The 11,096-nt window shown below is 70.9% G+C and carries 10 protein-coding genes and 2 pseudogenes; 9 read left to right on the plus strand and 3 right to left on the minus strand.

Annotation, left to right across the window (positions count from 1 at the left end; genetic code table 11):
• From JNW89_RS15915 to JNW89_RS15955, 9 genes and pseudogenes are all read left to right on the plus strand, one after another.
• Positions 1-373, plus strand: a pseudogene (locus JNW89_RS15915) (molybdopterin dinucleotide binding domain-containing protein); the annotation flags it as partial.
• Positions 370-1,722, plus strand: a complete 1,353-nt coding sequence (nuoH, locus tag JNW89_RS15920) for an NADH-quinone oxidoreductase subunit NuoH (protein WP_238449513.1) — start codon at positions 370-372, stop codon at positions 1,720-1,722. The pseudogene JNW89_RS15915 and the gene nuoH, both read left to right, overlap by 4 nt.
• A 1-nt stretch (position 1,723) precedes the next feature.
• Entirely contained in the window at positions 1,724-2,380 is a 657-nt protein-coding gene (gene nuoI / locus JNW89_RS15925; protein ID WP_238449514.1) for an NADH-quinone oxidoreductase subunit NuoI, read from the plus strand.
• Positions 2,377-3,147, plus strand: a complete 771-nt coding sequence (locus tag JNW89_RS15930; protein ID WP_238449515.1) for an NADH-quinone oxidoreductase subunit J — start codon at positions 2,377-2,379, stop codon at positions 3,145-3,147. Before nuoI ends, JNW89_RS15930 begins: the two co-directional genes overlap by 4 nt.
• Complete coding sequence (nuoK, locus tag JNW89_RS15935; protein WP_088959269.1) at positions 3,144-3,443, plus strand: NADH-quinone oxidoreductase subunit NuoK; 300 nt, start codon at positions 3,144-3,146, stop codon at positions 3,441-3,443. The genes JNW89_RS15930 and nuoK overlap by 4 nt, the downstream gene beginning before the upstream one ends.
• A gap of 11 nt (positions 3,444-3,454) precedes the next feature.
• Positions 3,455-5,413, plus strand: coding sequence for an NADH-quinone oxidoreductase subunit L (gene nuoL / locus JNW89_RS15940; RefSeq protein WP_238449516.1), 1,959 nt, complete (start codon positions 3,455-3,457; stop codon positions 5,411-5,413).
• A 64-nt stretch (positions 5,414-5,477) separates the two neighbouring features.
• Positions 5,478-7,010: an NADH-quinone oxidoreductase subunit M gene (locus JNW89_RS15945; RefSeq protein ID WP_238449517.1), complete on the plus strand. Its 1,533-nt coding sequence runs from the start codon at positions 5,478-5,480 to the stop codon at positions 7,008-7,010.
• A complete protein-coding gene (gene nuoN, locus JNW89_RS15950) occupies positions 7,007-8,560 on the plus strand; it encodes an NADH-quinone oxidoreductase subunit NuoN (RefSeq protein ID WP_238449518.1) in 1,554 nt (517 codons plus the stop codon). Before JNW89_RS15945 ends, nuoN begins: the two co-directional genes overlap by 4 nt.
• Positions 8,561-8,651: 91 nt before the next feature.
• Positions 8,652-9,737 (plus strand): polyprenyl synthetase family protein, encoded by a 1,086-nt coding sequence (locus JNW89_RS15955; protein ID WP_238449519.1) that lies wholly within the window; start codon positions 8,652-8,654, stop codon positions 9,735-9,737.
• Between the two features lie 146 nt (positions 9,738-9,883).
• On the opposite strand, the gene JNW89_RS15960 is transcribed toward JNW89_RS15955, so the two are convergent.
• The 3 genes and pseudogenes from JNW89_RS15960 to JNW89_RS15970 all read right to left on the minus strand — a co-directional run.
• Entirely contained in the window at positions 9,884-10,261 is a 378-nt protein-coding gene (locus tag JNW89_RS15960) for a hypothetical protein (protein ID WP_238449520.1), read from the minus strand.
• Complete coding sequence (locus JNW89_RS15965) at positions 10,258-10,617, minus strand: DUF6915 family protein (RefSeq protein ID WP_238449521.1); 360 nt, start codon at positions 10,615-10,617, stop codon at positions 10,258-10,260. The genes JNW89_RS15960 and JNW89_RS15965 overlap by 4 nt, the downstream gene beginning before the upstream one ends.
• Before the next feature lie 33 nt (positions 10,618-10,650).
• Positions 10,651-11,096: pseudogene (locus JNW89_RS15970) on the minus strand (MFS transporter); the annotation flags it as partial.

The raw sequence follows: 11,096 nt of genomic DNA on the forward strand, positions 1-11,096 counted from the left end.
CAGCTGATCGACCTGGGCAGCCTGACCGACGGCGACGCAGCACCTCGCCGGCACCGCCCGCCCGCCGGTGGTCCGGCTGGGCAAGGGCACTGCCGAGACGCTCGGCGTCGCCGACGGCGACCCGGTGACGGTGGGCACCGACCGGGGGGCGCTGACCCTGCCGGCGGAGATCACCGAGATGCCGGACGGCGTCGTCTGGCTGCCGACCAACTCACCCGGTTCGACCGTCCGGCGCAGCCTCGGCGCGACGTCCGGCGCGGTCGTACGGATCTCCGTCCCCGCCGCCACCGGCACGGCCATCCCGGCCGGGCGGGTCGCGGCGGACGAGGCCGACCGTCCGGGTCCGCTCCTCAACGCTGGGGGTAACCAGTGAGCGCGCTCTACCTCGCTCAGGACCCGACGCTGGCCGACTTCGGCAAGGACCCGTGGTGGCTGGTCCTTGGCAAGATCGTCTTCGCCTTCGTCTTCGGCCTGCTGGCCACGCTGCTCGGCGTCTGGTTCGAGCGGCGGGTCGTCGGCTACATGCAGGTGCGGCCCGGCCCCAACCAGGTCGGCCCGTTCGGCCTGCTGCAGACCCTCGCCGACGGCCTGAAGATGGCCTTCAAGGAGGACATCCTCCCGCGGGCCGCCGACAAGGTCGTCTACTTCTTCGCGCCGACCATCTCGGTGATCTGCGCGGTCACCGCCCTGTCGGTGGTGCCGTTCGGCCCGATGGTGAGCATCTTCGGCCACTGGACGCCGTTGCAGGTCACCGACGTGCCGGTGGCGGTGCTGGTACTGCTGGCCTGCTCCTCGATGGGCATCTACGGCATCGTGCTCGGTGGCTGGGCCTCCGGCTCGACGTACCCGCTGCTGGGCGGCCTGCGCTCCAGCGCCCAGATGATCTCGTACGAGGTCGCGATGGGGCTGAGCATCGTGGCGGTGTTCATGACCGCCGGCACGATGTCTACCAGCGGGATCGTCGCCGCCCAGGCGAACGGCACCCAGCTCAGCATCGGCGGCTTCGACCTCCCGGCCCCCGGCTGGTACGCGATCCTGCTGCTGCCCAGCTTCATCATCTTCTTCATCTCGACCGTCGGTGAGACCAACCGGGCGCCGTTCGACCTGCCCGAGGCGGAGTCCGAGCTGGTCGCGGGCTTCATGACCGAGTACAGCTCGCTGAAGTTCGCGCTCTTCATGCTCTCCGAGTACGTCTCGATGGTGACCATGTCCGCGGTCACCACGACGCTCTTCCTCGGCGGCTGGCGGGCACCCGCGCCGATCACCACCTTCTGGGCCGGGGCCAACTCCGGTTGGTGGCCGATGCTCTGGTTCTTCGGCAAGGTGCTGATCCTGGTCTTCGTCTTCGTCTGGCTCCGGGGCACGCTGCCCCGGCTCCGCTACGACCAGTTCATGCGCCTCGGCTGGAAGGTCCTGCTCCCGATCAACCTGGTCTGGATCCTGGTCCTGTCCGGGCTGCGCTCGATCGAGGACTGGCAGTCCCGGGACCGGCTGCTCGCCACCGCCATCGGCGCGGGCGTGCTGCTGCTGGTGACGCTCTTCTGGCCGAGCCGCCGGCCGGAGCGGAAGCCGACCGTGCAGGAACAGGTCAACAGTCGGCCGCACGGCAGCTTCCCGCTGCCCCCGATGGACCTTCAGGTACCACCGAGCCCGCGCACCAAGCGCGTGGTCGCCGAGCGGGAGCCGGCCAACATCGCCGGCTCGGACTCCAGGGAGGTGTGACGTGGGCGCGATCACCGGAACGTTCAAGGGCTTCGGTGTCACCTTCTCGCACATGTTCAGGAAGGTCGTCACCACCGACTACCCGTTCAAGCCGCCGGTGTCGGCGCCGCGCTACCACGGGCGGCACATCCTCAACCGGCACCCGGACGGCCTGGAGAAGTGCATCGGCTGCGAGCTGTGCGCCTGGGCCTGCCCGGCGGACGCGATCTTCGTGGAGGGTGGCGACAACACCGACGAGCAGCGCTTCTCGCCGGGTGAGCGGTACGCCAGCGTCTACCAGATCAACTACGCCCGGTGCATCTTCTGCGGACTCTGCATCGAGGCCTGCCCGACCCGTTCGCTCACCATGAGCAACGAGTACGAGCTGGCCCGGGACAACCGGCAGGACCTGATCTTCACCAAGGAGCAGCTGCTCGCGCCGCTGCTGCCGGGGATGGAGCAGCCGCCGCACCCGATGCGGCTGGGTGACAGCGAGAAGGACTACTACGTCGGCGCGCTGACGAACCCGGGCACCTCGGCCGGCGCCGAGCACGCGGCCGACAGCCCGGGCCGGTACCAGGTGGAGGAGCACCCCGGGGTGACCTTCCCCGGCGCCGAGCAGCACGCCCAGCGGGCCGCCGCCAACGGGTCCGCGGCAGGCAAGGGAGCGGGAGCATGACCACGCAGACGGTGCTCGCCGCGGCGGGCCAGGTGTCCGGCGGCGAGGAGGTCACCTTCTGGATCCTCGCCCCGCTCGCGCTGATCGGCGCGATCGGCATGGTCTGGGCCCGCAACGCCGTGCACTCGGCGCTCTGGCTGGTGCTGACCATGCTCTGCCTGGGCGTGTTCTACGTGCTCCAGGCGGGTCCGTTCATCGGCATGGTGCAGATCATCGTCTACACCGGCGCGATCATGATGCTCTTCCTCTTCGTGCTGATGCTGGTCGGCCGGGACGCCTCCGACTCGCTGATCGAGACGCTGCGCGGCCAGCGGGTCGCCGCGGTGCTGCTCGGCCTCGGCTTCGCCGGCCTGGTCGGCACCGGCCTCTACCGGGCGCTCGACGGGGTCACCGCGGTCGGCCTGGAGCAGGCCAACGCCGAGGGGAACGTCCAGGGCATCGCCCGGCTGCTCTTCACCAAGTACGTCTTCGCCTTCGAGCTGACCTCCGCGCTGCTGATCACGGCGGCCGTTGGCGCGATGGTGCTGGCGCACATCGAGCGGCGCCCGGAGGACAAGATGGACCAGGTCGCCACCATGCGGTCCCGATTCCGCCCCGGCAACTACCCCGGTCCGAAGCCCGGGCCCGGCGTCTTCGCCACCTCCTCCTCGGTGGCCACCCCGGCCCGCCTGCCCGACGGCCGGCTGACCGACCGCAGCACCCCGGCGATCCTTCCGCAGCGGGAGCTGACCGCCGAGGAGACCACGCTGAAGGGGACAGACAAATGACGCCGGACTACTACCTGATCCTCGCCGCCGTGCTCTTCACCATCGGCGCCGTCGGCGTGCTGGTGCGGCGCAACGCGATCGTGCTGTTCATGTGCGTCGAGCTGATGCTCAACGCGGCCAACCTGACGCTGGTCACCTTCAGCCGGATCAACGGTGACCTCAACGGCCAGATCATGGCGTTCTTCGTGATGGTGGTGGCCGCGGCCGAGGTCGTGGTCGGGCTCGCGATCATCATGTCGATCTTCCGGACCCGGCGCTCCGCGAGCGTCGACGACGCCAACCTGCTGAAGTACTGAGGGGCCCTGCGGTGGATGAGATTCTGACGTACGCCCAGGCAGAGCCAACCGGCGCCGTCGCCTACGCTTCGGCTGGTGGCCTGCTGAGCAGCGTCTGGCTGCTGGTGGCGATCCCGCTGGTCAGCGCGGCGATCCTGCTGCTGCTCGGCCGGCGGGCCGACCGCTGGGGGCACTGGCTCGGCGTGGCCGCCATCGGCGCCGCGTTCGTGCTGGGGCTCAGCTACTTCTTCCAGCTCCGCGGCCTGGACAACAAGTCCGTCGAGCTGAGCCTGTGGGACTTCATCACGGTCGGCAACCTGAAGGTGGACTTCGGTCTGCTCTTCGACCCGCTGGCCGCGGTCTTCGTCCTGCTGATCACCGGGGTGGGTTTCCTGATCCACCTCTACGCGGTCGAGTACATGGCGCACGACGAGGGCCGGCGACGGTTCTTCGGGTACTTCAACCTCTTCGTCGCCGCGATGCTGCTGCTGGTGCTCGGCAACAACTACGTGATGCTCTACTTCGGCTGGGAGGGCGTCGGTCTGGCGTCGTACCTGCTGATCTCCTTCTGGTACGGGCGGCCGAGCGCGGCCACCGCCGGCAAGAAGGCGTTCCTGATGAACCGGGTCGGCGACGCCGGCCTGGCGATCGGCATCTTCATCATGTTCGCCACCCTCGGCACCACCCAGTACGACGAGGTCTTCAACGGCGTCGGCGCGCTCCAGGCCGGCACCGTCCTGGCGCTGGGCCTGCTCCTGCTGCTCGGCGCGGCCGGCAAGTCCGGCCAGTTCCCGCTCCAGGCCTGGCTGCCGGACGCGATGGAGGGCCCGACCCCGGTGTCGGCGCTCATCCACGCCGCCACCATGGTCACCGCGGGCGTCTACCTGATCGCCCGGTCCAACCCGATCTTCACCGCCAACGCCACGCTCCAGCTTGTCGTGGTGAGCGTCGGCGCGCTGACCCTGCTGATGGGCTGCGTCATCGGCGCCGCCAAGGACGACATCAAGCGGGTGCTGGCCTGGTCGACGGTGAGCCAGATCGGCTACATGTTCCTCGGCGTCGGGCTGGGCGGCGCGGCGTACGCGCTGGCCATCGTGCACCTGCTGGCGCACGGCTTCTTCAAGGCCAACATGTTCCTCGGCGCCGGCTCGGTCATGCACGGCATGAACGACCAGGTGGACATCCGTCGCTTCGGCGGCCTGTCGAAGTACATGAAGATCACCTGGATCACCTTCATGATGGGCTGGCTCGCCATCATCGGCATGTTCCCGTTCTCCGGCTTCTTCTCCAAGGAGCCGATCATCGTGGCCGCCTTCGAGCGGGAGGGCTGGACGGCCTGGCTCTTCGGTGGTGCCGCGCTGCTCGGCGCCGGGCTGACCGCGTTCTACATGACGCGGCTGTTCGTGCTCACCTTCCACGGGCCGAAGCGGTGGACCGAGGACATCGAGCACCCGCACGAGTCGCCGAAGCTGATGACGATCCCGCTGATCCTGCTGGCGATCGGCTCGGTCGGCGCCGGCTTCCTGCTGGCCACCTCCGTACCGGACTGGCTCACCGCCACCGCCGGGCTGGGCGGCCAGGAGGAGGGGCACGAGGCGGTCCTCGCCCACTGGGTGATCACCGCGCTCTCGCTGCTGGTCACGGTCCTCGGCGCCGGGCTCGCCTGGATGCTGTTCCGCAACGGCACGGCCACCGCGCCGCAGCCGGCCGGCGTGCTGGTCACCGCCGCCCGGCGCAACCTCTACACCGACGCCTTCAACGAGGCGGTCTTCGAGAAGCCGGGCATCTTCCTCACCCGGGCGCTGGTCTTCCTCGACAACCGGGGCGTCGACGGGCTGGTCAACGGCCTCGCCGCGGCGGTCGGCGGTGGCTCGGGCCGGCTCCGGCGGCTGCAGACCGGTTTCGTCCGGTCGTACGCGACGTCCATCCTCACCGGCGCGCTGCTCGTGGTGGCGGCGTTCCTGGCCGTGCAGGCGGGGTGGCTGGCGTGATCGACCTCTTCCCGGCCGCCCCCGCCGGCGGACCACGCAGTGACGACGGAGGTAAGGCCGCATAATGTCCAACTTCCCGTTCCTCTCGGTGCTGACCGTGGCACCGCTGGTCGGCGCCCTGGTGGTGGCCTTCCTGCCGCGCCGCCGGCCGGAGCTGGCCAAGCAGGTGGCGTTCGGCTGGTCGCTGCTGGTGCTGGTGCTCTCCGTGGTCATGTGGGTCTCCTTCCAGGCCGACGGCGACCGGCTCCAGTTCCGTGAGTCGTACGCCTGGATCCCCACCTGGGGCGTCAACTTCACCTTCGCCGCCGACGGCATCGCGCTGGTCATGCTGATGCTGATCGCGATCCTCGTGCCGCTGGTGATCCTGGCCTCCTGGCACGACGCCGAGTCGTCGAAGCGGTCGGTGCCGGTCTACTTCGCCCTGCTGCTGATCCTCGAGTGCACGATGATCGGCGTCTTCGCCGCCGCCGACGTCTTCCTGTTCTACGTGTTCTTCGAGGTCATGCTGGTGCCGATGTACTTCCTGATCGGCAGCTACGGCGGCCACCAGCGGCAGTACGCGGCGGTGAAGTTCTTCCTCTACTCGCTCGTCGGCGGGCTGTTCATGCTCGCCGCGGTGATCGGCCTCTGGGTGGTCGGCGGGAAGACCTTCGACTGGCAGGCGCTGACCCAGGTGGACATCTCCACCGGCACCGAGCGCTGGCTCTTCCTCGGCTTCTTCCTCGCCTTCGCCATCAAGGCGCCGTTTTTCCCGTTCCACACCTGGCTGCCGGACGCCGGTGGCGCCGCGCCGGCCGGGGCCGCCGCCCTGCTGGTCGGCGTGCTCGACAAGGTCGGCACCTTCGGCATCCTGCGCTACTGCCTGCCGCTGTTCCCCGAGGCGTCGAAGTGGTTCGCCCCGTGGGCGCTGGCGCTGGGCCTGATCGGCATCATCTACGCGGCGCTGCTCGCGGTCGGCCAGTCCGACCTGAAGCGGCTGGTGTCGTACACGTCGATCGCGCACTTCGGCTTCATCGGCGTCGGCATCTTCGCCTTCACCACCCAGGCCGGCACCGGTGCGGTGCTCTACATGCTCAACCACGGGCTCGCCACCGGCCTGCTCTTCCTGGTGGTGGGCATGCTGATCGCCCGCCGCGGCTCGGCCCTGATCAAGGACTTCGGCGGGGCGGGCAAGCTGGTGCCGCTGCTGGCCGGGGTGCTCTTCTTCGCCGGTCTGGCCTCCCTGGCCCTGCCGGGCACCGCGCCGTTCGTCTCCGAGTTCCTGGTGCTGATCGGCACCTTCACGGTGAACAAGCCGGTCGCGGTGATCGCCACGCTCGGCATCATCCTGGCCGCCGCGTACGTGCTCTGGATGGTGCAGCGCACCACGCAGGGCACGCTCAACCCGGAGCTGACCGAGGTCGAGGCCATGCGCCGTGACCTCAGCCTGCGCGAGAAGTTCGTGGTCGCACCGCTGATCGCCCTGATCGTGCTGCTCGGCTTCTACCCCAAGCCGGTCACCGACGTCATCAACCCCGCCGTCCAGGCGACCATGAACGACGTCGGCCGGACCGATCCCGCCCCGACGGTCGGCAGCGTCCAGGAGGCCGCAAAATGACCGAGCTGAAGTTGCCGTCGATCGACTACGCGGCGCTCGCTCCGATCCTGATCATGCTGGGCGTCGCCCTGCTCGGCGTGCTGGTGGAGGCCTTCGTGCCGCGCCGCCGGCGGCACGTCGTACAGCTGTCGCTCGCCCTGCTGGCGGTGCTCGCCGCGCTGGTGATGACGGTGCTCAACGCCGACGACCGGCTGATCACCGCCGGTGGGGCGATCGCGGTGGACGGCCCCACGCTCTTCCTCCAGGGCGCCATCCTGGTGCTCGCCGCGATGGCGCTGCTGCTGATCGGTGACCGCACGGTGGAGCGGGGCGGGGCGTTCGTCGCCCAGGCCGCGGTCACCGCCGAGTCGGCCGACGACCGGCGGCAGGCCGAGGGGAGCAACGGCGCCACCGAGGTCTACCCGCTGACCACCTTCGCGATCGGCGGCATGCTGATCTTCGTGGCGGCGAACGACCTGCTGACCATGTTCATCGCGCTGGAGGTCTTCTCGCTCCCGCTCTACCTGCTCTGCGCGCTGGCCCGTCGCCGGCGGCTGCTGAGCCAGGAGGCGGCGATGAAGTACTTCCTGCTCGGGGCGTACGCGTCGGCGTTCTTCCTGTTCGGCGTGGCGCTGGTCTACGGCTTCACCGCCGGGATCCCGGGCCGGTCGGCCGGCGTCGACTTCGCCACCGTGCACGCCGCGGTGAAGGAGTCGCCCGCCAGCCAGGTGCTGCTCTTCGCCGGGATGGCGCTGCTCGCCATCGGCCTGCTCTTCAAGGCCGCCGCCGCGCCGTTCCACGTCTGGACCCCGGACGTCTACCAGGGCGCCCCGACGCCGGTCACGGGCTTCATGGCCGCCTGCACGAAGGTGGCCGCCTTCGGCGCCCTGCTGCGGGTGTTCCACGTGGCGTTCGCCGACGCGGCCTGGGACTTCACCCCGGTCCTCGGGGTGGTCGCGGTGCTCACCATGCTGGTCGGCGCGGTGCTGGCGGTCACCCAGACCGACATCAAGCGGCTGCTGGCGTACTCCTCGATCGCCAACGCCGGCTACCTGCTGGTCGGTGTGCTCGCGCCGACCGGCGAGGGCGTCTCCGGCACGATGTTCTACCTGGCCGCGTACGGCTTCTCGGTGCTCGCCGCGTTCGCCGTGGTGACGCTCGTCCGGGACGCGGACGGCGAGGCCACCCACCTGTCCCGCTGGGCCGGGCTGGGCCGCCGGTCGCCGTTCTACGCCGGGATCTTCACCTTCATCCTGCTGGCCTTCGCCGGTATCCCGCTGACCAGCGGCTTCACCAGCAAGTTCGCGGTCTTCGGCCCGGCGCTGGAGAGCGGGCACGCCTGGCTGGTGGTGGCCGGCGTGCTGACCAGCATGGTGCTGGCCTTCCCGTACCTGCGGGTCGTGGTGATGATGTGGCTCTCCGAGCCGGGCGAGAGCACCCCGACCGTCACCGTGCCGGGCGGCTTGACCGCGACCGCGCTCATGATCGGCGTGGTGGCCACCCTGGTCCTGGGCGTGGCCCCGGCTCCGCTGCTCGACCTGGCCACGGACGCCGCAGCGTTCGTACGGTGAGACGCCTGCGGCGAGGACGCGGGGCCGGTGCGCGATGGCGCGCCGGCCCCGCGCCCGTATCCCCGCTCGGAGCAGGTCGAACGGGTGTGGCATGGTTGAAGGCGTGGTGATTCCGGCTGGCGAGCGTTCAGGCGTCGTCGGCTCCGGCGGTCGTCGGAGCCGGGCGGGCACGAGTCAGGTCGGCGCGCTCGGGGTGCATCTCACCGATCCGCGCGTCGAGGCCTCCGTGCTGGGCGTGCTCGACGGCGTCGAGGCCGAGCTGCGGGCCAGTGTGGCCAGCGCCGACCCGTTCGTCACCGAGGCCGCCCGGCACCTGGTGGAGGCCGGCGGCAAGCGGTTCCGGCCGCTGCTGGTGGCGCTGGGGGCGCAGTTCGGCGACCCGACGCACGCTCAGGTCGTCCCGGCCGCCGTGGTGATGGAGCTCACCCACCTGGCGACGCTGTACCACGACGACGTGATGGACGAGGCCGCAGTGCGGCGCGGGGCCCCGAGCGCCAACTCCCGCTGGACCAACTCGGTGGCGATCCTGGTCGGCGACTACCTCTTCGCCCGCGCCGCGGATCTTGCCGCCGACCTGGGCACCGAGGCCGTCCGCCTCCAGGCGCGCACCTTCGCCCGCCTGGTGCACGGCCAGATCGCCGAGACCGTCGGCCCGCGGGCCGACGAGGACCCGGTGGCGCACTACCTGCACGTGATCGCCGAGAAGACCGGCTCGCTGATCGCCACCTCGGCCCGCTTCGGCGGCATGTTCGGCGGGGCGTCGGCGGAGCACACCGAGGCCCTCGCGGGCTACGGCGAGACCATCGGGGTGGCCTTCCAGCTCTCCGACGACCTGCTCGACATCGCCAGCGAGTCGGTGCAGTCGGGCAAGACGCCCGGCACCGACCTGCGCGAGGGTGTGTCGACGCTGCCGGTGCTCTACGCCCGGGCGGCCGACGACTCCGACGCCGCCTCGGTGCGGCTGCGGGAGATCCTGGCCACCGGCCCGCTGGTCGACGACGCCCTGCACGCCGAGGCGCTCGGCCTGCTGCGCGAGTCCCCGGCGCTCAAGCGGGCCCGGGAGACCGTCCGCAGCTACGCCGAGGACGCCCGCGCCCAGCTCGCCCCGCTCCCGCAGGGCCCCTCCCGCGGCGCCCTCGAATCCCTCTGCGACTACATCGCCGACCGCACCAGCTGACCGCCGCACCGCCCTGGGCCGCCTCACCTCGGCCCGGGCCCGTCAGTCGTGCTGGTAGAACTTCACGGCGATGCCGTCCCGGCGGACGGTGACCGTGGCGTGGTCACCGAACGCGTCGAGCAGCACGTCGTCGAAGCCCCCTCCGGTCAGGGCGTCGGCCAGCGCCCGGGCCGCTCGTACCGGGGCTCGTCCGGGCCCGTGTAGGGCGACTCCCGGCCGGCCTCCCACCCTCGCCGGCCCAGGGTCGGGTGGGGGTCCTCGTACCTGCCGACGCGCAGGTCGTCCGGGTCGGCGTCGGGCCGGTCGGCGGTCGTCCGCACCCAGAGGGCGTCGATGCCGAAGTGGCACGGCTCGCCGTCGTTGAAGTAGGGCCTGTACTGCCGCCAGCCGAACTCGACCACCGCCTCGTCGTCCAGGAGCGCCCGGAGCAGGGGTTGCAGCTCGGCCAGGGGCCGCTGCGGGGTCCGGTGGCCGGGAGTGATCTCACCCTCGACGGGGATGCCGAGGAAGTTGACGTGACTCACTGGTCGCCTCCGAGCAGCGTGGAGAGGGGCAGTTCCTTGCGCTGGGCGCCGGACATCCAGGGGCGGATCGGCATCCCCTCGATGTAGTCGGCGGGCGTGGGCAGCCAGCCCAGATCCTCCAGTACGTGCCGTTCGGCGATCAGGCGGACGGGGATGCGCCGCCGGCCCACCTGGAGGGTGTCGCCGAAGATTCGCTGGCAGAGGTAGATGCCGGCGGTGTGGTGGTACAACGAGCGGTGCCGGACGTCCCCGATGAGCTGCTTCGAGGAGTCGATGAACTCCTCGATCGGCAGGTAGTCCTCCGGGGTGCCGCCCCACTTCCGCGCCGCGGACTGGGCGTGGTGCCAGGAATTCATGATCGGCAAGATAGTCGCCGATGCCGACAGAAGTCAGCCCCGGCGGGTCAGCATCCGGCTGCCGAGCAGCATGAACGCGGCGGCGGCCAGCATCGCGCCGGCGGCGGTGAGCCACATCGCCGGATAGCCGGCCGCGGTGGCGGTGGCGCCCAGGGCGAGCGGGCCGAGACAACCGCCGGCGTACACCCCGGTCTGGGTGATCGAGGTGGCGGCGGCCGGGGCCTGCGGGTGCAGCCGGACCACCGCGAAGTTCATCAGCCCCGGCCACGCCCAGCCCAGGCCGAAGCCGAGCACCACGCCGACCACCAGCGGCGCCGCGCCGGACAGGGCGAGCAGCCCCAGCCCGCCCGGCGCCCACCACCAGCATCCCGGCGATCACCGCCACGTGTCCCTCGGCCCGCCGGTCGGCGAGCCAGCCGGCCCCGATCCGGGCGGTGACGCAGACCGCGCTGCCCAGGGTGAGGGTGAGCCCGGCCAGC

The organism is Micromonospora sp. 4G55, assembly GCF_016803375.1.

Coding starts and splice junctions, on each gene's coding strand:
- JNW89_RS15930 (WP_238449515.1), top strand. CDS start 2,377: ATGACCACGCAGACGGTGCTCGCCGCGGCGGGCCAGGTGTCCGGCGGC.
- JNW89_RS15955 (WP_238449519.1), top strand. CDS start 8,652: ATGGTTGAAGGCGTGGTGATTCCGGCTGGCGAGCGTTCAGGCGTCGTC.
- JNW89_RS15945 (WP_238449517.1), top strand. CDS start 5,478: ATGTCCAACTTCCCGTTCCTCTCGGTGCTGACCGTGGCACCGCTGGTC.
- nuoK (WP_088959269.1), top strand. CDS start 3,144: ATGACGCCGGACTACTACCTGATCCTCGCCGCCGTGCTCTTCACCATC.
- nuoN (WP_238449518.1), top strand. CDS start 7,007: ATGACCGAGCTGAAGTTGCCGTCGATCGACTACGCGGCGCTCGCTCCG.
- JNW89_RS15965 (WP_238449521.1), bottom strand. CDS start 10,617: ATGAATTCCTGGCACCACGCCCAGTCCGCGGCGCGGAAGTGGGGCGGC.